Source organism: Dysosmobacter sp. Phy, assembly GCF_054476235.1.
Map to the genome: position 1 here is coordinate 2904188 of NZ_CM136997.1, position 19352 is coordinate 2923539.

General features: G+C 63.7%; 20 protein-coding genes and 2 tRNA genes. 6 read left to right on the plus strand and 16 right to left on the minus strand.

What is annotated here, in order from left to right; genetic code table 11:
• The first annotated feature begins 30 nt into the window (after window positions 1–30).
• Both ACVDHE_RS14435 and ACVDHE_RS14440 read left to right on the plus strand, forming a co-directional pair.
• A complete protein-coding gene (locus tag ACVDHE_RS14435) occupies window positions 31–603 on the plus strand; it encodes a putative ABC transporter permease (RefSeq protein ID WP_458884954.1) in 573 nt (190 codons plus the stop codon).
• Between the two features lie 37 nt (window positions 604–640).
• On the plus strand, window positions 641–1195 hold the full coding sequence (locus ACVDHE_RS14440) for a DJ-1 family glyoxalase III (RefSeq protein WP_418724958.1): 555 nt from the start codon (window positions 641–643) through the stop codon (window positions 1193–1195).
• A 97-nt stretch (window positions 1196–1292) separates the two neighbouring features.
• On the opposite strand, the gene ACVDHE_RS14445 is transcribed toward ACVDHE_RS14440, so the two are convergent.
• The 4 genes from ACVDHE_RS14445 to ACVDHE_RS14460 all read right to left on the minus strand — a co-directional run bounded on the left by ACVDHE_RS14445 (window position 1293) and on the right by ACVDHE_RS14460 (window position 3741).
• Window positions 1293–1368 (minus strand) — tRNA-Ala (locus tag ACVDHE_RS14445).
• A 22-nt stretch (window positions 1369–1390) separates the two neighbouring features.
• Window positions 1391–1466 (minus strand) — tRNA-Ala (locus ACVDHE_RS14450).
• A 118-nt stretch (window positions 1467–1584) separates the two neighbouring features.
• A complete protein-coding gene (locus tag ACVDHE_RS14455) occupies window positions 1585–2670 on the minus strand; it encodes an endonuclease/exonuclease/phosphatase family protein (protein WP_458884955.1) in 1086 nt (361 codons plus the stop codon).
• Between the two features lie 42 nt (window positions 2671–2712).
• On the minus strand, window positions 2713–3741 hold the full coding sequence (locus tag ACVDHE_RS14460) for a linear amide C-N hydrolase (protein ID WP_458884956.1): 1029 nt from the start codon (window positions 3739–3741) through the stop codon (window positions 2713–2715).
• A gap of 246 nt (window positions 3742–3987) precedes the next feature.
• Here ACVDHE_RS14460 and ACVDHE_RS14465 point away from each other — a divergent pair, with 246 nt between their 5' ends.
• Together ACVDHE_RS14465 and ACVDHE_RS14470 are read left to right on the plus strand one after the other, a co-directional pair.
• A complete protein-coding gene (locus ACVDHE_RS14465; protein ID WP_213038666.1) occupies window positions 3988–4290 on the plus strand; it encodes a hypothetical protein in 303 nt (100 codons plus the stop codon).
• A 56-nt stretch (window positions 4291–4346) separates the two neighbouring features.
• Window positions 4347–5240, plus strand: a complete 894-nt coding sequence (locus ACVDHE_RS14470; RefSeq protein ID WP_213038667.1) for a C40 family peptidase — start codon at window positions 4347–4349, stop codon at window positions 5238–5240.
• A 50-nt stretch (window positions 5241–5290) separates the two neighbouring features.
• Here the strand turns inward: ACVDHE_RS14470 and ACVDHE_RS14475 are convergent, their stop codons facing one another.
• Together ACVDHE_RS14475 and ACVDHE_RS14480 are read right to left on the minus strand one after the other, a co-directional pair.
• On the minus strand, window positions 5291–5926 hold the full coding sequence (locus ACVDHE_RS14475; RefSeq protein WP_458884957.1) for a CatA-like O-acetyltransferase: 636 nt from the start codon (window positions 5924–5926) through the stop codon (window positions 5291–5293).
• A gap of 55 nt (window positions 5927–5981) precedes the next feature.
• A complete protein-coding gene (locus tag ACVDHE_RS14480) occupies window positions 5982–7049 on the minus strand; it encodes a hypothetical protein (RefSeq protein ID WP_458884958.1) in 1068 nt (355 codons plus the stop codon).
• Between the two features lie 180 nt (window positions 7050–7229).
• Here ACVDHE_RS14480 and ACVDHE_RS14485 point away from each other — a divergent pair, with 180 nt between their 5' ends.
• Window positions 7230–8372: a D-alanyl-D-alanine carboxypeptidase family protein gene (locus ACVDHE_RS14485; protein ID WP_458884959.1), complete on the plus strand. Its 1143-nt coding sequence runs from the start codon at window positions 7230–7232 to the stop codon at window positions 8370–8372.
• A 149-nt stretch (window positions 8373–8521) separates the two neighbouring features.
• Here the strand turns inward: ACVDHE_RS14485 and ACVDHE_RS14490 are convergent, their stop codons facing one another.
• The 8 genes from ACVDHE_RS14490 to ACVDHE_RS14525 all read right to left on the minus strand — a co-directional run bounded on the left by ACVDHE_RS14490 (window position 8522) and on the right by ACVDHE_RS14525 (window position 17297).
• Complete coding sequence (locus ACVDHE_RS14490; protein ID WP_458884960.1) at window positions 8522–9892, minus strand: esterase/lipase family protein; 1371 nt, start codon at window positions 9890–9892, stop codon at window positions 8522–8524.
• Window positions 9893–9916: 24 nt separating this feature from the next.
• Window positions 9917–10738 (minus strand): EFR1 family ferrodoxin, encoded by an 822-nt coding sequence (locus ACVDHE_RS14495; RefSeq protein ID WP_458884961.1) that lies wholly within the window; start codon window positions 10736–10738, stop codon window positions 9917–9919.
• Window positions 10739–10799: 61 nt separating this feature from the next.
• On the minus strand, window positions 10800–11024 hold the full coding sequence (locus ACVDHE_RS14500; protein ID WP_418724949.1) for a hypothetical protein: 225 nt from the start codon (window positions 11022–11024) through the stop codon (window positions 10800–10802).
• A 20-nt stretch (window positions 11025–11044) separates the two neighbouring features.
• Window positions 11045–13363, minus strand: a complete 2319-nt coding sequence (locus tag ACVDHE_RS14505) for an ATP-dependent Clp protease ATP-binding subunit (protein WP_458884962.1) — start codon at window positions 13361–13363, stop codon at window positions 11045–11047.
• A gap of 69 nt (window positions 13364–13432) precedes the next feature.
• Entirely contained in the window at window positions 13433–14143 is a 711-nt protein-coding gene (locus ACVDHE_RS14510) for a CvpA family protein (protein WP_458884963.1), read from the minus strand.
• 44 nt (window positions 14144–14187) lie between these two features.
• The gene (locus ACVDHE_RS14515) at window positions 14188–15372 is read right to left on the minus strand and encodes a DUF5711 family protein (protein WP_458884964.1); all 1185 of its coding nucleotides are present in this window, start codon (window positions 15370–15372) and stop codon (window positions 14188–14190) included.
• Window positions 15365–16120: a tRNA pseudouridine(38-40) synthase TruA gene (gene truA, locus ACVDHE_RS14520; RefSeq protein WP_458884965.1), complete on the minus strand. Its 756-nt coding sequence runs from the start codon at window positions 16118–16120 to the stop codon at window positions 15365–15367. Before truA ends, ACVDHE_RS14515 begins: the two co-directional genes overlap by 8 nt.
• Before the next feature lie 871 nt (window positions 16121–16991).
• Window positions 16992–17297, minus strand: coding sequence for a helix-turn-helix domain-containing protein (locus ACVDHE_RS14525; protein WP_325285343.1), 306 nt, complete (start codon window positions 17295–17297; stop codon window positions 16992–16994).
• A gap of 86 nt (window positions 17298–17383) precedes the next feature.
• Between ACVDHE_RS14525 and ACVDHE_RS14530 the strand changes: the two genes are divergently transcribed.
• Window positions 17384–17629, plus strand: a complete 246-nt coding sequence (locus ACVDHE_RS14530; protein ID WP_458884966.1) for a hypothetical protein — start codon at window positions 17384–17386, stop codon at window positions 17627–17629.
• A 7-nt stretch (window positions 17630–17636) separates the two neighbouring features.
• On the opposite strand, the gene ACVDHE_RS14535 is transcribed toward ACVDHE_RS14530, so the two are convergent.
• Window positions 17637–18443 (minus strand): energy-coupling factor transporter transmembrane component T family protein, encoded by an 807-nt coding sequence (locus ACVDHE_RS14535; RefSeq protein ID WP_458884967.1) that lies wholly within the window; start codon window positions 18441–18443, stop codon window positions 17637–17639.
• Window positions 18437–19303 carry an energy-coupling factor transporter ATPase gene (locus ACVDHE_RS14540; RefSeq protein WP_458884968.1) on the minus strand — a complete coding sequence of 289 codons (867 nt, stop codon included), beginning with the start codon at window positions 19301–19303 and terminating at the stop codon, window positions 18437–18439. Before ACVDHE_RS14540 ends, ACVDHE_RS14535 begins: the two co-directional genes overlap by 7 nt.
• Between the last annotated feature and the right edge of the window lie 49 nt (window positions 19304–19352).

The window sequence follows — 19352 nt, forward strand, 5'->3', positions numbered from 1 at the left end:
GGTGCCACGACAAGGAAGGGAGAATTTTTCATGAGACGATTCGAGCCCCAGTCCCGACAGGAGGCTGTTCAGGCGCTGTTTCTGTATTTCCTGCTGTACTCCGTCATCGGCTGGGCCTATGAGGTGTTTTTGGAGGTGGTGGTCTACCGCTGGGGCTACTCTGACCGGGGCGTGCTGCTGGGTCCCTACTGCCCGGTCTACGGCGTGGGGGCGCTGGCCTTTTTGCTGTGCTTCGGCTGGCTTTTGAAAAAGGAGGGCGGCGTGCTGCTGCGCTGGGTGGTGCGGCCGCTGGCACTGTTCGTAGGCTGCATGGCGGTGGCTACCGCCATCGAGCTGGTCACCAGCTACATTCTGGAGGCCCTGACCGGCGCCTGGCCCTGGCAGACCTATGTGAACTACGGCATCAACTTCCAGGGCCGCATCGCTCTGTCCCCCTCCGTCCGCTTCGGTCTGGGCGGACTGCTCTTTCTGCTGGTATTGCAGCCCCTCTTTGAAAAGCTGGTGGGCGCCATGAGCCCCCGGCTGCGGACCAGGGCGTTCCGGGTCCTGGCGGCGCTGTTCGCCCTGGACTGCGCGGTCACTGCGGCAAGAACCCTGCTTTGAGAGAAAAGATATTATAAAAAGATAAAGAGGAACGATCATGAGCAAACTGTACGCCTTCCTGGCGGACGGAATGGAAGAGGTGGAGTGCCTGGCGGTGGTGGACATCGCCCGCCGGGGCGGCATTCATGTGGAGACGGTGTCCATCATGGGCCGCCGGGAGGTCACCGGCTCCCACAACATCACAGTCCTGGCGGACCGGCTCTTTGAGGAGACAGAGGTCCTGCCCGGCGACACGCTGTTCCTGCCCGGCGGCGGCAAGGGCGTGGAAAACCTGACGGCCCACGAAGGTCTCGCCGCCCTGCTGAAAGATTCCGCCGCCCGGGGCGACCGGATCGCCGCCATCTGCGCCGCGCCCAGCGTCCTGGGCGGCCTGGGGCTGCTGACCGGGCGCACCGCCACCAGCTATCCCACCTGGCGGGACAAGGTGCCCTGCGGCACCTGGACCATGGAGGGCGTGGTCACCGACGGCCCCTTCACCACCAGCCGGGGCCTGGGCTTCGCCATCGACCTGGGACTGGAGCTGGTGCGGCTGCTGGTGAGCCCGGAGGAGGCCCAGACCGTCAAGGAGCGCATCCAGCACCCGGACTGCTGAAACCGCACATCCCCGCCGCCGGAATGGGCGGCGGGGATGTTATTTATATAATGTATCCGGAAAAAACAAAAGGCACACGAAACCGTGTGCCTTTTGTTGGTGGAGATAAGCGGGATCGAACCGCTGACCTCTTGAATGCCATTCAAGCGCTCTCCCAGCTGAGCTATACCCCCACATTCCATATTCAGTTTTCGTTGGTGGAGATAAGCGGGATCGAACCGCTGACCTCTTGAATGCCATTCAAGCGCTCTCCCAGCTGAGCTATACCCCCATATGCGTTCCGGCGGTTTTCTTGGTTTCCCGCGCTCAGAACATGGACTAGTATAGCAAGATGATCCCGAAATGTCAACACCCAATTTTCATTTTTCGCAAAACTTTTGAAAAGCCGGTCACGGCTCCAGCCGGAAGGTCAGCAGGACCGGATTGTGGTCCGACCAGGCGAAGCCGGTGTCCACCACCGAGGCGGCCTCCACCGTCACGTTTTCGGAGACCAGGAAGCCGTCCACCGTCAGCACGAAGCTCTCACCGGGCACATAGGGCCCGTCGGCGTTGCGGCAGCTGGGGACCGGATTCGCCGCGCCGGCGTCCGGCACCTCCAGGCGGATGCCGCCGCTCAGCAGCTCCTCCGGGAAGGGCTGGGCCCAGGTCTGGCCCTCCCCCGCCACGCCGAACACCGCGGCGGAGTCCTCCCACAGGTCCTTGTTGAAGTCGCCGCCGCAGACGGCGTAATTCCCGGCGGCGTACTCCGCCGCCATGTCCGCTGCCAGCAGCTTCACCTGCTCCGTGGCCACGGTGCCGTCGGAGGTGTAGGCCGACAGATGCACATTGTAGAGGCACAGCTCCCGTCCATCCGCCACCGGCACCCGGGTGACCGTGTAGCACCGGTCCAGATCCAGATACCGGGTCAGCCCCGTCTCCACCGGCAGGGTCCGGCGGACGGAGCCGGTGACCTCGCAGGCCGAAAAGGTCATGATGCCGGAGCGAGACGCCCCGTGGGGGCAGGTCAGAGGCCAGAGCAGGTACGGGGAGTCATAGTTCTGGGCGGTGACCCAGGCCATGTCTCCGCCCAGGGCCTCCGCCGCCATCTGCTGCTCGTCCACATGGTAGCTGCGGGTGGCGTCGGCGTCCACCTCCTGCAAAAAGACGAAGTCCGGGGCCTGGCCCGCCGCCGTCTCCAGGGCGCCGGTCACATTGGCCCGGGCGGCCTCCTCGGAAAACGCCCGGGAGTAGTCCCCGCCGTCCATGAAAAAGCCGTAGTCCGGGCTGTACGCCCCGAAGCCGATGTTGTAGGACAGCAGCTTGTAGCTCCGGTCCGTCTCCGCCGGGCCGCCGCCCTGGCCGTTGACGGTCAGGGTCTGCCAGTCCTCCACCCGGTAATAGGTCAGAAGGGCGTAGCAGAGATAACCCAGCACCGCCGCCAGCACCAGTGCCAGCGCCGCCGTCGGAATTTTCCACCACAGTCCCCTTCTCTTCACCGAACACACCTCACATTATACTTGTATCTGCACCATGGAATTCTACACCCGGTCAGACGGGAATGCAAGAGGCGCTTCCGTGATATCCAGAAAGTCCGGCTCCGCCTCCAGGGGGAACCGGGCCAGGACACCCCGCTCCACCAGCCGGGGCAGATCCACATACCGCACCCGCTGACTGTGATAGGTGGTCCAGTAGAACCGCCGGGACCGGGCGCAGGCCGCGGCGGTATAAAGGGTGTACTCCCAGGGCGGGTCCTCCTCCAACCGCACCGCGCCCAGAGGGAAGGCGGCGGATTGCAGCAGCCGCAGCAGTCGGGCGATCCCCTCGGCCTCGGTGCGGCCGGGCTGGGCGTAGCGCCGCAGGAAGGCCAGCCGCACGAACCGGGAGGGCGAACTCCAGTCCCCGGGCAGACCCTGGCCGCCGGTGCCGGAGAAGCAGGGCACCAGATCCTCCGCCAGCGCCGCGGGCCCCCGGTCCAGGTCCCGGACGGCAGCGTAGTTGAGCAGATTCGTCCGCTGCCAGGGATAGCCGGGGCTGTTGGTCATAACTCCCAGGGCGTCCCGGCAGATCCGCAGCCCCTCCGCCTCCGGCTCGATGACCACGCTCTCCCCGGTCCCGTCGGTGAAGGCCCAGTGGACCGTGGGCACCGCCCCCAGCAGCGGCAGGGCGGCGATGGTCACCTCCCGTTCCAGTACCTCCACCACCTCCGCCACGCTGGCGCACCGGGCCAGCAGATGGTACACCGCTCCACCCGGCGGCAGCGGAACGGTACCGGGCCGGACCGTCTCCGGATAATGGGCAAAGCCCCGGTAGTTCAGCTGGCCGCCCATGAGGCCCATCTGGTTGACCCCCTCGTACAGCATGGGCATCCCCGGCACCGCCAGGGTCCCCACGCCCACGGCGCCCCAGCGGGCCGTCAGAGCGCCGCCATAGACCGTCCCCGGCGGCAGAAAGGTCACCTGGGTATCCGGAGGCAGACAGTTCAGATCGAAGTTCCGCCCCCACAGGGGTCCGCCCTCCTCCGCTGCCCAGGAAAGGCAGCTGCATCCCATCTCTTGTGATCGTTTCATCGGCTCCTCCTCTCCCCGGGACCGGCCCGGAGGCTTTTCTCTCACCTTTCCCGATTCAGGTTATTTTCAAACTGCCGCTATGCCGCTTTTTTCCTTTTTCGTAACCTTTTCATTGATACAACCCACTGAAATTTCAAGGTTTTTCGGTGGAGCGGAAGTTTTTTCGTCATCGCCTGTTACCCATTGTTGACAAAACGGAAAAATTCTGTTACAATTCGGTTACAAACTTTTTGAAGGAGTGTTTCCATGGCAGAAACCAAGTCCGCGAAAGCGGAAGGTCTGATGTACAAGGGCCATCCTCTCCGCCGGGTCGAAAACCTGATCTACTACGGGACGATGGCTGAGAAATATATCATCATGATGCAGATTCTGGACACCAAGAAGGAACAGGATCTGGAGGTGGCCACCAAGGTCTCCGTTCAGCTGCAGCTGACGGATCCGGACTTGAAGTCCCGGGACCGGGTGGTCAAAAAAAGCGAAAAAGACAGCCTGTATGCCGCCATGGACGTGGCCGCCGTCTGGCTGGACCGTGCTCTGGCCGGTAAGTAAGCGGCCCCACTTCCCCACGCGATACAAAAGAACGACGAAAGGAAGCGTACACCCCCATGACACATTTTGCAGGTAAGGCAGTCAAAGTTGCTCTGATCTCCGGTTTATCCGTATTTCTGCTGGGCGCCACCGCCCTGGCAGCGGAAGGTGAAATCGCCATCGGAGCGGGCTGCACCACCGGTTCTTCCCTGAGAATGCGGGCAGAGGCCTCTACGGATTCCTCCATCGTCACCACTCTGGACAAGAGTGTGGCGGTTGCCATTCTGGACGACAGCATCGACGGCTGGTACAAGATCAGCTATAACGGCAATACCGGCTATGTCTCCGGTGACTACCTGACTGTGGATCAGGACAATATCTTCACCACCTACGGCCGGGTCAACGCCAGCGGCGTCAATGTCCGCTCTGATCCCTCTACTGAGAGCAGTTCTCTCGCCACCGTGGACGAGGGCACCATTGTCACCGTTAATGCCCTGGTGGACGGCTGGTACGACGTCACCTGCGAATACGGCACCGAAGGCTACATCCGCAGCGATTTCCTGGACCTGACGGAGTCTGCTTCTGACAACAGCGATATCGTGGCCACCGCTAAGCAGTATCTGGGCGTGCGCTATGTCTACGGCGGCGCCTCCCCCAGCGGCTTTGACTGCTCCGGCTTCACCATGTACATCTACAAACAGTACGGCTACTCCCTGCCCCACACCGCCACTGGCCAGTGGCAGAGCGGTCTGGGTACCCGGATCTGGGGCATCAGCGCCCTGCAGCCCGGCGACCTGGTGTTCTTCAACGATCCCGCCCGCAACGCCGGCAAGGCCTGCTCTCACGCCGGCATCTACATCGGTAACGGTCAGTTCATCCACTCCTCCTCTTCTTCCAGCGGCGGCGTGATCATCAGCGATCTGACCAGCGGTTATTACAATACATACTTCGTGGGCGGTATCCACGTCTGATCCAACTGCAAACCAACAGCGGCACGCGTCATACGCGTGCCGCTGTTTTCTTATTGCCGTGGGATCCGGGCCAGCTCTCTTTCCAACTCCTCGTAGAACCGGGCCACATGACGCCCGTCCGCCAGGGCGTGGTGGACCAGCAGCGTCACCGGCAGCACCGTCCGCCCCTCCCGGAGGCCGTACCGCCCCCAGGTGATCCGGGGATTGCTATCCGCCGGGGCGGGCGTGGGCTGAGTCAGGGCCGTGTAGCGCAGCCAGGGAAGGCAGGAGACGAACAGCAGGCTCTCACTCTCCGCCCCGTCCTCCAGAGTGGGCTCCGCGGCGGCCCGGGCCTGCTCCGCCGCCGCATAGGGCAAAAATTCCATCAGCGGCCGGTCCGCCGTCAGGCGGCAGTAGCAGTAGCTGCCGTCCGGCAGGGCCACCGTGTGGGAGGAGGGACACTGGTCGTACTCCACCACTTCCCCGCCCCGGAGGCGGCGCCGCAGCTCCGGCACGGCGTTGGCCGCCCGGACGGCGGCGTACAGCACCGCCAGGAAAAAGCTGGTCCCCGTCCGCCGGGTCCAGTCCAGCACCTCCGTCACATCCACCTCCGCCGTGACACCCAGGTACGGGTTGGCAAAATCCCGGAAGTACGCAAACTGCTCCCGGCGGGGGTCCCGCTCCATATCCACAAATTTCCACGCCATGGGCCTACCTCACTTTGCAGGGATTATACCACAGCCGGAGCCGGAGGGAAACCCCTCACAGCCAGCTCAGCAGGCGCCCCGCCTCCAGGGCCGCCAGGGTCCGCACCCCGTCAAAGTCCACATAGGGGTTGTAGACAGCCTCCAGGGCATCGTGGGAGGCCTTGGCCTCCCGGAGGGCAGCGATGCCTTCCTCCCGCAGCAGTGCCGCCATGCGGGTCTGGAAGCGCAGCCGAGCGCGGCCCTCCCGCTGCTCCGCCATGGCGTCCAGCCGCACCCGGCGGTAGGGGCGCCGCCCGTACTCCATGCCCGGCCGGGAGGTGATAAAGCCCAGGCCCAGCCCCGGGATCAGCAGGTGCTCGATCCGCTCCGGCTCCTCCGGGGCGCAGCAGGCGATGGTGTCCCACCCCCGCTCCGCCGCCCGGGCGCGGATCTGCGTAAAGAGCTCACCCGCCAGCTCCGCGCTGTCGGCAAACTCATAGACCCGGGAGCACAGGGCATCCACGCTGTCAAAGCGCCAGACATAGCCCTGCCAGGTGACGCTGCCCAGAAAGCGGCGGACCGTGCGGCCGCTCTGCTCCCCCTTCTGCCGCAGCTCCCGGGAGAGAATCCCCTCCACCCGACGGCGGGCACGGTCGGCGTCAAAGCCGCGGCGCACCGCAGCAAAGGCGTCCAGCTCCACCTGCCGGGCGGCTTTCAGGTTCCGGTAGGCCCGGACATAGGCCGCCTGATAAGCGTGGGTATGGGTCTTCACCTCTCCGGCCGCGGCCTTGGCGGCGGTCAGATCGTAAAACCTGCCCAGGTCCACATACCGGTCCACTGCTGCCGGATACCGGGGCTCCACCACATGGGGGCTGGTGCCGTCCACCACGGCGCACCGCAGATCCGGCAGCACAACGCCGTCCAGAGAGTCCGGGTCCCCAGAGCACCACAGGTACTCCACCGGCGTCCCTGCCGCCTCCATGGCGCGGCCAATCTCCCGCATGAAGGTGTTCTTCCCCACACCGGGGCCGCCCTTGAGCACCATCAGGTCATAGGTATCCTCCAGATCCGTGATCTGGGAAAAAAGATTCTGAAAGCCCTCGCCGCTGTTGGCGCCCAGAAAGAAATTCGTTACCAGAGCCATACGCTCCCCTCCAAGTCTGATCTTACCTCAGGCTATGCGAAAAGGACTTGACCCGACAGCGGAATGTTGGGAATTTCCGGAAAGCCGCAAAAAAAGCCCGCCGGAAGGAAATTGCCTCTGTATTTTTCGACAGTTTCTGCTATAATGGAAACGATCATATCCCAGGACAGGAGCCTTGCCATGGATGAGCAATATACCTCTGTATTCACTGAAGAAGAGCGGGCTGCCCGCCGACGGGCGCGGCAGGAGGCCCGAAAGGCCAAGCTGCGGGCCCGGCGGCGGCGACAGCTGCAGATCTTCCTACCCTGTGCCCTGGTGGCGGTGCTGGCTGTGAGCCTGCTGCTGGGCAGCAAGGCCGGCCACACCCCGGAGGAAGAGGAAGTGGCCGGTATTGATCTGGCGGCCGAAGAGAGTTTTTCCGCCGAGCCGCCTGTGGCAGAGGAACCGCAGGCCCCCTCCGGCTATACCGCCACCGATGGCACCGTTCAGCTGGGCGAGGAGCTGCCCAGCGTCTACGCGGTGCTGATCGACCTGGACAGCCATGAGATCCTAGCGGAAAAGGGCGCGGACACGGTGATCTATCCCGCCTCCATGACCAAGATCCTGACCGTCCTGGTGGCCGCCGAGGCCATCGAGGAAGCCGATCTGGACGACACCTTCACCATGACCCGGGAGATCACCGACTACTGCTATGTCAACGGGTGCAGCGTGGTTGGGCTGATGGTGGACGAGACCGTCACTGTCCGGGAGCTGTTCTATGGCACCATCCTCCCCTCCGGCGCCGACGCGGCCGTGGGCCTTGCCACCTATGTGGCCGGATCTCACAAGGCCTTTGTGGAAATGATGAATGACAAGCTGGAGGAGCTGGGCCTCTCCGACACCGCCCACTTCACCAACTGTGTGGGACTGTTTGACGAGGCCCACGCCTGCACCGTCTCCGACATGGCCGCCATTCTGGAGGCCGCCATGGGCAACGATCTGTGCCGGGAGGTGCTGGGCGCCCATACCTACGAGACCGCCCCCACCACGGACCATCCGGAGGGACAGGTCCTCTCCAACTGGTTCCTGCGGCGGATCGAGGACAAGGACACCGGCGGACTGACCGTCATGGGCGCCAAGACCGGCTATGTGGTCCAGTCCGGCAACTGCGCCGCCAGCTGGGCCCAGGCTCCGGACGGCCACCAGTACCTCTGCGTCACCGCCGACGCGTACAGCTCCTGGCGGGCCATCTACGACCACGCGGAACTGTACAAGACCTACTGCGCGGAGAGCGCGGAAACCGATGCAGCTGAAGCGGCGTCCCAAAACGGGACGCCGCTTTGATATTATGGAAACCATCCAGGCACAGGGCCGGTGAGATCTCTGCCGTCTCCCCGGTCCTCTCCTGTCCGGGCGGCGAAGCGCGCCTTCCGGCGCGCAGAAAAGCGGCGTCCCCTGTTGGGGACGCCGCTTTACCATCTGCCCGGTCTTTCTCAGAACCCGCGCCGCTTCAGATCGGCCACGAGATTGACATAAAATTCCCGCACATCGAAGCCGGGGATGTTCTCCCGGTTCAGATCCACCACGTCCCCGTGGGAGATGCCCCGCTTCCCCGAGGGCTCCAGCAGCGTGAAGCGGCTGCCCCACTTGGCAGAGTCCACCGCCACCAGGCCATCGTTGCGGCCGTCGAAATACCGGACGATGGGGTGGGTCATGTTCAGAGGAAACTTGCCATGCTGGGCCTTCTCGCAGTAGGACATGACACTCTCATACACCACGCCGGGATCGTCGGGGGTGACGGCGTTCCGCTCTTCGCAGGCAGAGGCGGTCAGATCCGTCACCGCCGCCAGAAAGTCCGGATTTTCGTCGCCGAGACGCTTTAGAGTGGCGTTATAGGTGTCCGCGATGCGTTGGCGCATAGCCTGGGGGATCTTGTCCAGCAGGTACTCCGCAAAGACGCAGCCCCGGTGGGGGGTGTTGATGGTGGTGAGGGTGGCCACATAGGGCGCCATGCCGCAGTGGGCGATGGCCGCCCGGCTGTCCAGCCCTCCCTTGGAGTGGGCGATGATATTCACCTTGCCGCATCCGGTCTCCTCCACGATCCGGCGGATGCGGGCGGCCAGCTCCTTCCCGCTGTCCTCCACCGCCGCAGCAGACTGCTGCCCGCCGTAGTAGACTGTGGCGCCATTGCGGGTCAGCTCTCTGGGGATGCGGCCCCAATAGTTGACATAACGAAAGTCCCGAAAGAACACCCCGTGGACCATCAGGAGGGGGTATCTCGTCTTGCAGATCTCACTCTCCGCCCGGGCGGCGTCGATCTCCCATTTCACCGTCTCAAACTCCACCTCATCAGAGGCGATGCGGATGATCTTGCAGAGATACCAGATGTTGACCAGCGGGATCCAGCCGCACAGGGCGGCCAGGACGCGGTGCTTCAGGCCCAGTTGAACAGAAGTTATGTAAACTCTTATCATGCCGGCCCAAAAGACGGCCGCCTCCACTGCCACCACCAGGAGCACATGGGCAGTGATGCCCAGCCAGACGATCCCGTCCACGCCCGCCCACGGGGTCAGCAGGCAGAAAAACCACAGCGTGGTGACCAGGTCCGCCGTGGCCGTCATCAGGAACAACCGCAGCAGCTCCACTCCGGCGGCCAGCTGCCGGATCCGACGGGTAGGCAGCGGCGACCGCCCCAAGGGACGCACCAGGACCAGCGTCAGCAACGCCAGAAGGATCAGGCTTGCCAGCAAAAAGCAGCCCCCAGTCACTTGGTAATACAGCGGTAGCGAGCAGAGCACCGCCACCAGATTGGAGGCGGTCAGAATCACCAGGGTCCAGAGCCCCCGGCGCAGCCATTTTCTCATCTCTCCCCCTCCTCTTTGTCTCTGTCACAAAAAGAATGCGTTCTCCTTGGGCTCCGTGAAATTCTGCTCCAGCATGGCCACGTGGCTCAGGAACGCCGGGTCATCAAAGTACTTGGCGTGCTTGGTGCACTTGCGGACGCAGGCGTGGCACTTGATGCAGGTACCTGGGACCAGGGCCGGGTGCTCCGGGTCGATGGCCCCCATGGGACAGAAGCGGGCGCAGGCACCGCAATCGGTGCACTTGCCCAGGTCCGTCTGGGGCTTGGCCTTGAGGAACTTGGCGGGCTGGCCATCGGTGCCCTTGGGCACATAGTAGGGGGCCGCAGCGTCCCCGGGCACCGCCACCGGGGCGGGCAGTTCTGTCAAGTTCTTTACCTTGTCAGCGATCTGTCCGGCAAAGGTCTCCATGGCCCGCTTGTCGTCCCAGTCGGGGCGTCCGTCGGCCAGGGCATCTGTGAAAGCGTGGCGGCAGGCGAAGGCCGCGCCGGCCACGGTGTGGAAGCCGTCCCCCTCCAGTACGGCGCACAGCTCCGCCAGAGCGTTGTCGTAGCTGCGGTTGCCAAAGGTCACCACGGCAACCGCCAGAGCGCCGCAGCCGTGGAGTTTTCCCTGGAAATCCGGCAGGATCTTGTTGGGCAGCTTCCCTGCGTAGGTGGGCGAGGCCACGACGACCAGGTCCCCTTCTGTAAAGGAATACTCCTTTTCGCGCTCTCCCGGCCGGGTAAAGGAGATCCGCTCCGCCGGGACCTCCAGCCGGCGGGCCAGGGCGTCGGCGATGGTGTTTGCCGTCTTGTCGGTGTTGCCGGTGGCGCTGAAATACAGCGTCCAGACCTTCTTCACATCCATAGGGCTCCTCCTTTTTCTCCTCTGTGGAAACAGGCACCCCGCGCGGGGTGCCTGTTGGTGCTTACAGCGAAAAGTCCGCCTCGTTCAGTTTCTCCGTATCCAGGGCCGCCGGGCGGGGCGGCACCCGCTTGAGCGGATCGTACCGGAAGGACCGGCAGTGGCTCTCCGCCGGGACGATGCCCCGCTTCACGCAGGCCACCTCCCGCTCGTTGATCTGCTGGCCTCTGTCACAGTATGCGCAGCGGGGGTCCATGTCCCGCCGGAACAGTTTTCCCAAAGATGCCATGCTTCTCTCTCCTTTTGCCCTTACAGGGTGTACAGCTTCACCTGTCCGTCCTCCGCCGTGGCCTTGATCTGGGTGATGGGGGTCTCGTAACTGTCGATGATCCGGGTGGCCATGGGGTCCTCCAGCTCCTTCTGGATGGTGCGGCGCAGGTTCCGGGCGCCATAGGTCAGGGAGTAGGACTTCTCCGTCAGCAGCTCCACCAGAGCGTCGTCGTAGGTGAAGGCGATACCCTTGTCCTTCAGGGACCCGGCCAGCTCACCCAGCATGATCCGGGCAATGGCCTGGAAGTTCTCACGGCTGAGGCGGTTGAAGGTGATGACCGCGTCCACCCGGTTGATGAACTCCGGCCGCAGGAACTGCTGCAATGCCTTCATGGCCTTGTCGGCGTCCTGCTCGCTGACGGACCGGCCGAAGCCCACGGTGCCGCTGTCGTTGTTGGCGCTGCCGGCGTTGGAGGTCATGACGATGATGGTGTTTTCAAAGTTCACCTTCCGGCCGTGGGCGTCAGTGATCTCACCGTCGTCCAGGATCTGAAGGAGGACGTTCAGAACGTCGGGATGGGCCTTTTCGATCTCGTCGAAGAGGACCACGGCGTAGGGCTTGCGGCGGATCTTCTCCGTCAGCTGACCGGCCTCGTCATAGCCCACATAACCCGGGGGCGAACCCACGATCCGGGAGACGGAGTGCTTTTCCATGAACTCCGACATGTCCAGGCGGATCAGGGCGTCGGGGGTGTTGAACAGGTCCGTGGCCAGCTGCTTGACCAGCTCCGTCTTACCAACGCCTGTGGAGCCCACGAAGATGAAGCTGACGGGCTTGTGCTTGGGAGAGATACCCACCCGGTTGCGGCGCACGGCGGCGGACACAGCGGAGATGGCCTCGTCCTGGCCCACGATGTGGGTTTTGAGCCGCTCTTCCAGCTTGCTCAGGCGCTGGAACTCCTGCTCCCGGATCTTGGCGGCGGGGATCTTGGTCCAAAGCTCGATCACGTGGGCCACGTTCTCCATGCTGAGCTGGGGGTCGCCCTTTTCCAGCAGGGCGTTGAGCTCCGTGGTCAGCTGCAGCTCCCGGCTCTTCAGCTCGGCCATCCGGGCATAGTCGCCCTCGGCCTTCTCCTCCTTCTCCTCCAGCATGGTGCGCTCTTTCTCGTAGTCGTCCAACTCCCGCTGGATCTGCATGCGCCGGGAGATGTCCGGGTCCTTCAAATTCAGGTCGGAGCAGGCCTCGTCGATGAGGTCGATGGCCTTGTCCGGCAGGAAGCGGTCGGTGATATACCGCTCGGAGAGCACCACCGCCTGGCGGAGGATCCCCTCGGAGATCTTCACGCCGTGGTACTTCTCGTAGTTGGGGGCCAGGCCCTTGAGGATCTGGATGGAGTCCTCGATGGAGGGCTCGTTGACCGTCACCGGCTGGAACCGACGCTCCAGGGCGGTGTCCTTTTCAATGGACTTGCGGTACTCATTGAAGGTAGTGGCGCCGATGACCTGGATCTCACCCCGGGAGAGGGCGGGCTTCAAGATATTGGCAGCGTTCATGCTGCCCTCGGCGTCACCAGCGCCCACGATGTTGTGGACCTCGTCGATCATCAAAATGATGTTGCCCAGGCGCTTGACCTCGTCGATCAAACCCTTCATCCGGGACTCGAACTGCCCCCGGAACTGGGTGCCGGCCACCAGGGCCGTCAGGTCCAGGAGGTAGACCTCCTTCTCCCGCAGCTTGAAGGGCACATCGCCTTTGGCGATCCGCTGGGCCAGGCCCTCGGCGATGGCGGTCTTGCCCACACCGGGCTCGCCGATCAGGCAGGGGTTGTTCTTCTGGCGGCGGTTGAGGATCTGGACCACCCGCTCGATCTCCTCCGCCCGGCCGATGACCGGGTCCAGCTTGCCCTCCTGGGCCTTTTGGGTCAGGGAGATGCAGTAGTTCTCCAGGTACTTCCGCTTGCCGTTCTTGGGCTCCTTGCGCTCCTTCTCCCGGCCGCGGCCCTGGTCGCCCTCCGGCGCGGCATCGCCCCGGGGGGCGTCGGACCCGGAGAACAGGCGGTTGAGGAACGGGAAGGTGGCGGTCTTGCCGTCCTCTTCCTCCTCGTCCCCCTCCTCGGGGCCGGGCAGGTCCTCGATATTCTCCACGCCGCTCATGGCCTGGAGCATCTCGCTGTTGAGGGTGTCCAGGTCCTCGTCGGAGATGCCCATGCGCTTCATCATCTCGTCCACCTGGGGCAGTCCCCGCTCCTTGGCGCACTTCAGGCACAGGCCCTCGTTGATGGTCCGGTCCCCCTCCAACCGGGAGATAAAGACCACGGCCACGTTTTTCTTACATCTTGAACAAAGTGTCGGCTGCATTGTAACCTCCATGCGCCAGCGGGCGCTTCTTGTGATATTCCATGCCTCCCTGGGAGGCGGTGCGGTGCATCACCGCAGAAACGACAGCGCGCTCAGAGGCGTGTTGGTCGTGAAAAAGTGCAGAATATGGGTCTGGGCCACCGTCTCCGTTTCGAAGGAGATGCCCAGGCGCCGTGCGATCCAGATGGCCAGGAAGGCCAGCAGAGCCCCCTCGGCCAAGCCGATGACGGCGCCGCCCAGGGAGTTGAGCAGGTGCAGGCCCGGCAGCTTCAGCACCAGATCCATGGCACCCACCGCCAGCTTCAGCAGCAGCATCAGCGCCAGGAAGGACAGCAGGAACAGCACGCCGTACAGCAGCGACTGGACCACGCTCTCCACGATGGCGGTGGCCACGTTCACGCCGGTGTCCACGGCCTTTTCCTGGATGTCTCCCAGCAGGGATTCCCGCACGTCCTCGTCCAGCCCCATCAGGGCCAGCAGGTCCTCGATGGCAAAACCGTCGTCCTCCTCCGTCTCCAGCTCCGGCATCTCCACCTGCTGGGAGGACTGGACCTCCATGGCCTCGTCCACCTGACCGCGGATGTGTTCCTCCACCAGGGGACCGGCCAGCCGGGCGGCAGGCGCCGCCAGGGCGCCGGCAATCAGGCCCGCGCCCACCAGGGCCACGATGACCGACAGCAGCCCCGTCAGGGACCGAAACAACCCTCTCTGGGCGCCCCAGATGGCAAAACCCAAAAGGACCGCCGCCGCGATCGCATCTATTATAACAGGTGTGGTCATGCTTGCCTACCTTTCGCCGTGTAAACCTTTTGTGAATTCCCCTCTCAGGGCAGGAATAATTCCGCTTTCTGGGAACCCACCAGCAGGGCGGTCCCGTCCTGGCGCATCAGCACCGTCTTGGCATAGCTGATGCCGTTGAGGACGGCGTACTCCTGGAGGTCCTGGTTGTAGATCACCAGCCGGTCCAGATACAGCACGCCCAGATACCGGCCCGCGGCGGAGAGGCCCAGGACTTCCTCCCGCACCTCCAGAGAGGCGATCTCCTGCCCCTCCTCGTCCACAGTCACCAGAGTGCCCACACTGCCGGACTTGTACCGGTTCAGCAGCAGGGCCGTGAAGCCGTCGCCCTCCAGGGCGTACTCCCGCAGATAGGCACCGCCGTAGTCATAGCGGACCTGGTCCTCGCCGTCCCGGTCCGTCAGGGCCAGGCAGGTGTCCGTCACTGTCACCAGCAGATCGTCCTGCTGGCCGATGGCCAGCACCAGGCCGTCGGACACGTCGTAGTCCCCCACAGGGTCCTTGGCGTTGAGGTCATAGAGCACGATGTTGCTGACGAATACGCCGTTCTCCTGTCCCAGAGTCACTGCCGCCAGGCGCTTGCAGTCGTCGGTGACGTAGCCGTCGGTGACGAAGCGGTCGGAGGAGTTGAACTGGAACACCGGGTCGCTCAGCTGGTCGTTGTAGACGGTGACAGCGCCCTTGTCGCCCCGCTTCTCCGCCGTCACCGCCAGCCAGCCCTCGGCGTTGAGAGTGGCCGCCAGAAAGGCGTGGTCCGCGTCGGCGGTAAACTCCTTCACAAGCCCGTTTTCGTCCAGTACGTACAGCTCCGTGCCGCCCACATCATAGGCCACGGCACGGCCGCCGCCGGTAGACAAAAAGGGCGCGTTCATCTTTACCTGGACAGACCAGATCTCCTCCCCGCCCGGGGCCAGCAGCCGCAGAGCGGTATCCGACAGCACCACCAGCCGGTCCCCCAGCACCGCGAAGCGGTTGCTGGAAGCGGCGTCATAGGTATAGCTGGTCTCCTGATCGGCAGAGCCGTAGGAGAAGTAGCGCTGCAGGGCGTCAAAGCCGGTACCGTCCCGCCAGGCGGCCAGCAGCACCACCGCCAGCACAACCACCAGCGCCAGGAAGAACAGCAGGAACCGCCGCAGGCGGTGCCGCTTCTTCCGGGGGCGCTCCTCCGCGCCGTCGTCGTCATTCCAGATGTCGTGGGTCTTGTTATCCATTGAGCCGCTCATCCTCATACCAAAGTCTCGTCAGGTACAGTCCCCCCGGCGGCGCCGTGGGCCCGGCGGCGGTCCGATCCCTGCTTTCCAGGATGGCGGGGATGTCCTCCGGGGCGAATTTTCCCTCCGCCGCGTAGAGGACCGTGCCGGTGATGGCCCGTACCATGTTATACAAAAAGCCGTCGGCGCATACCTTCAGCTCCAGCAGATCACCGTTCCGGGTCACGTCACACCGGTAGATGGTGCGGACGGTGGACCGGGTCTCCGTGCCCACGGACCGCACCGCCGCGAAGTCGTGGGTGCCCACGAACTGGTGGGCCGCCCGGTTGAGGAATTCCTCGTCCAGGCGCTTGGGATAGAAATATGCTCGGTTGACATAAAACGGGTTCTTGAACCGGGAGTTGTAGATCCGGTAGGTGTACTCCTTCTTGATGCAGGAGCCGATGGCGTTGAAATCCTCCGCCACCTCCAAGGCCTCCTTCACGGCGATGTCCTCGGGGGTGTGGGTGTTGATGGCAAAGGGCAGCCGGTCCAGGGGAATGCGGCTGTCGGTGCGGAAGTTCGCCACATAGCGCTCGGCGTGGACGCCGGCGTCGGTGCGGCCGCAGCCGGTCAGGTGCACCGGCGCGCCGGTGATCTTCTCGATGGCCTTCTCCAATGTCTCGCAGACGGTAACAGCGTTCTTCTGGGTCTGCCAGCCGTGGTAGGCGGTGCCGTTGTACATCAGTTTTAAGGCGATGTTGCGCATGTGGGCCTCCTTTTCGTGGAGCTTCTCCGGTGGAAGATGCACCCCCCATTTACAGCACCAGCGTAGTTCCCCCCGGACGAAATAAGTTCGGCCGGGGCTACGCTAAAAACTTGCCCCCGGCAAGTTTTCTTCACGCTGCGCCAGTCAAAAGAAAAGACGTCGGGATCCAAACCTTGCGCCCAGCGCAAGGTTTGGCTGAGACGGGGGTCGTGCCAATCGGTCTGGGGGGCATCGACGGCCCCGTCGACCTTGCGCCTTTCCCTGGCGGTCGAAAGACCCTGGAGGCGCATAGACCGTGCGGCGGATGATCGGGGTGGTCGTCGGATTTACCTGTACTTCTATCTCCGCGCGTTACGCGCTGGCCCAGCGGTTGCTGGTAGCTTACTCCCCCAACCGTAGGGGCGCCCGCTGCCGGGCTCACGACCAACGCCGGGTGAGCGGCAGCGGAAAGAGAAGCTGGTCGATTCGTTTACCGTCCCCCTCCTTCCGCCGCAACGGTTATGCGGGGGCGCAGTTCTTCGTGGAACCGTATGCGGCGCAAGGACGACGGGGACTCCGGACCAGGGCAGGCCGATTCGCCCGACCCCCGCTCTCCGGCAAATAAGCCCCGGAGGGGTGTTTTGCCGCCAAACGGCTTTTTGACCGGCCGCGGCCGTTTTCTTTTATCAAGACAAAAGAAAAGGGGGGCGGATTCCCCGGAAAACTTCCGGTCCCCTCCCGGCCCGCCGGGAAAAGCGCCTGACGAAGGTCTCAATCAGGCCGGGTCCCTCATCCGGCCGCCTGCGGCGGCCACCTTCCCCCATGGGAAGGCTTTGAGAAGTCGATGGGTGGATCCTCCATCCGCCCCTACAGGTGCTCCCGGGTCGGCAGGTCAGCGGTTGACCGCCGGGTTCTCCGTCCGCCCCAGCAGATAGTCCACGGAGCAGTCCAGATAGTCGGCGATTTTTTCCATGATCTCAGCAGACGGTGTCCAGTCCCGCTTTTCCATGTCGTAGATCAAGCTCTTCCGAACACCGCACGTTTCTAAAAGCGCACTGACAGCGATCCCTTTTTCCTTGCAGCGCGCTTTAATCTGTGCGGCAGAACGTGCATTATCCACGATGGACCGCCCTCCTTCTTGTACACTCGCACAATTTGCGTGAATTCTCGTTCTTCCTGTTGATTTACGTGAATTCACGTGTTATGCTGACAATAGCTAATCTTAAAAAAACGATACCACCAATTCAATGCTGGGACAACTTTCCCGCCAAAGGAGGACCCTTTATGACCCGCATTCTGGAAGAACTGTTCGAAACTTACGGCGAACACATCATGCGCAAGCACGATCTCCGCGAGGATGTAGAAATGATGGAAGCGCTGGACAAGCTCCCTATGGACCGGGACACGAAAGTCGAGGTCTGCGACCTGCTGTCCGGCTATTACTTCCGCTGGTCCACGGCGGCCTTCGCCATCGGCCTCCACCTGGGGTTCTCCCTCACGGAGCGCTCCCGCCCCGGGCCCAAAGCCTGAGCCGTACTCAGATCCCCAGGTTCCGCATGACGATCACCGCCGCCAGGATCACGGCGCCGGCGGTCAGGGCCACGTAGTCCCGGGCCTCGTACCGCAGCACCCGGAGCTTGGTGCGGCCCTCGCCGCCGTGGTAGCAGCGGCACTCCATGGCCGTGGCCAGCTCGTCGGCCCGGCGGAAGGCGCTGATGAACAGGGGCACCAGAATGGGGATCAGGGCCTTGGCCTTCTGGATGAGGCCGCCGCTTTCAAAATCCGCGCCCCGGGCCTTCTGGGCGGACATGATCTTGTCCGTCTCCTCGATCAGCGTGGGGATGAACCGCAGGGCAATGGACATCATCATGGCCAGCTCGTGGACCGGCACACGCAGGCGCTTCATCCAGTTCAGCAGCCGCTCCAACCCGTCGGTGAGGCTGATGGGGCTAGTGGTGTAGGTCATGAGGAAGGTGCCCATGATGAGCAGCATGATCCGAAGGACCATGAAAACGGCGTTGCGCAGACCCGTGTCGGAAACGCGCAGGAACCCCCACTCCAGCACATAGCGCTCGCCGGGGGTGAAAAACAGGTTCAAAAGGCCCGTAAAGACGATGATGAACAGCACCGGCTTGAGGCCCCGCACCAGGGACCGCAGTCCCACCCGGGACACCCGGACGCACACCGCCAGTACGGCGGCCAGCAGGGCGTAGGCCGTAAAGCTCTTGGCGCAGAACAGGGCGATGATGTACAGCATCACCAGCAGGATCTTGGTCCGGGCGTCCAGCCGGTGCGCCACGGTGTCCCCCGGGAAATACTGGCCCAGGGTGATATCCTTCAGCATGGGGCTCCCCCCTTCCGCAGCGCCTGAATGGCCCGCTCCAGCTCCTCCACGGTGTACACCGCCGGGTCGATGGGAAGCCCCCGGTCCCGGAGGGCCATGGCAACTCTCGTCACCTGGGGCACATCCAGACCGGCCTCCAGCAGCTCCTCGCCCCGGGCAAAGACCTCCCGGGGGGTGCCGCCCATGAGCACATGGGAGGACTTGAGCACCAGGATGCGGTCCACGTTCTGGGCGATCTCGTCCATGCTGTGGCTGACCAGCAAAATGGTGAGGCCGCGGTTTCGGTGATAGTCCCGGATGTTGGCCATCAGGTTCTCCCGGCCAGCGGGGTCCAGGCCGGCCGTGGGCTCGTCCAGGATCAGCACCTGGGGCTCCATAGCCAGAACGCCCGCCAGGGCCACCCGGCGCTTCTGGCCGCCGGAGAGCTCAAAGGGAGACTTGTCCAGCTGGTCGTCCCGGATGCCCACGATGCGGGCACTCTCCCGGACACAGCGGTCCAGCTCCTCCCCGGTGCGGCCCATGTTGGCCGGACCGAAGGCGATATCCTTGTAGACCGTCTCCTCGAAGAGCTGGTACTCCGGGTACTGGAACACCAGGCCCACCTGGAACCGCACGTCCCGGATCTTCTTGGGCTCCGCCCAGATGTCCTTCCCGTTCAGAAGGATCTGACCGGAGGTGGGCTTGAGCAATCCGTTCAGGTGCTGGATCAGGGTGGACTTGCCGGAGCCGGTGTGGCCGATGATGCCCACGAACTCCCCGGGATACACGTCGAAGGACACGTCCTCCACCGCGCTGCGCTGAAAGGGCGTGCCCACCCCGTAGGTATGGGTCAGATGTTGTACTTGCAGGATCGGTTCCAATTTGCTCTCGTTCCTTCCGCAGGCCCGGAACCGGGCCCGTTGTTCCGTA

Bases quoted from the DNA above. Each gene is read 5' to 3' on its own strand.
- ACVDHE_RS14435 (WP_458884954.1), top strand. From the start codon at position 31: ATGAGACGATTCGAGCCCCAGTCCCGACAGGAGGCTGTTCAGGCGCTG.
- ACVDHE_RS14510 (WP_458884963.1), bottom strand. From the start codon at position 14,143: ATGACCACACCTGTTATAATAGATGCGATCGCGGCGGCGGTCCTTTTG.
- ACVDHE_RS14515 (WP_458884964.1), bottom strand. From the start codon at position 15,372: ATGGATAACAAGACCCACGACATCTGGAATGACGACGACGGCGCGGAG.
- ACVDHE_RS14465 (WP_213038666.1), top strand. From the start codon at position 3,988: ATGGCAGAAACCAAGTCCGCGAAAGCGGAAGGTCTGATGTACAAGGGC.
- ACVDHE_RS14440 (WP_418724958.1), top strand. From the start codon at position 641: ATGAGCAAACTGTACGCCTTCCTGGCGGACGGAATGGAAGAGGTGGAG.
- ACVDHE_RS14475 (WP_458884957.1), bottom strand. From the start codon at position 5,926: ATGGCGTGGAAATTTGTGGATATGGAGCGGGACCCCCGCCGGGAGCAG.
- ACVDHE_RS14505 (WP_458884962.1), bottom strand. From the start codon at position 13,363: ATGCAGCCGACACTTTGTTCAAGATGTAAGAAAAACGTGGCCGTGGTC.
- ACVDHE_RS14460 (WP_458884956.1), bottom strand. From the start codon at position 3,741: ATGAAACGATCACAAGAGATGGGATGCAGCTGCCTTTCCTGGGCAGCG.
- ACVDHE_RS14490 (WP_458884960.1), bottom strand. From the start codon at position 9,892: ATGAGAAAATGGCTGCGCCGGGGGCTCTGGACCCTGGTGATTCTGACC.
- ACVDHE_RS14500 (WP_418724949.1), bottom strand. From the start codon at position 11,024: ATGGCATCTTTGGGAAAACTGTTCCGGCGGGACATGGACCCCCGCTGC.
- ACVDHE_RS14535 (WP_458884967.1), bottom strand. From the start codon at position 18,443: ATGCTGAAGGATATCACCCTGGGCCAGTATTTCCCGGGGGACACCGTG.
- ACVDHE_RS14470 (WP_213038667.1), top strand. From the start codon at position 4,347: ATGACACATTTTGCAGGTAAGGCAGTCAAAGTTGCTCTGATCTCCGGT.
- ACVDHE_RS14485 (WP_458884959.1), top strand. From the start codon at position 7,230: ATGGATGAGCAATATACCTCTGTATTCACTGAAGAAGAGCGGGCTGCC.
- ACVDHE_RS14530 (WP_458884966.1), top strand. From the start codon at position 17,384: ATGACCCGCATTCTGGAAGAACTGTTCGAAACTTACGGCGAACACATC.
- ACVDHE_RS14480 (WP_458884958.1), bottom strand. From the start codon at position 7,049: ATGGCTCTGGTAACGAATTTCTTTCTGGGCGCCAACAGCGGCGAGGGC.
- ACVDHE_RS14495 (WP_458884961.1), bottom strand. From the start codon at position 10,738: ATGGATGTGAAGAAGGTCTGGACGCTGTATTTCAGCGCCACCGGCAAC.
- truA (WP_458884965.1), bottom strand. From the start codon at position 16,120: ATGCGCAACATCGCCTTAAAACTGATGTACAACGGCACCGCCTACCAC.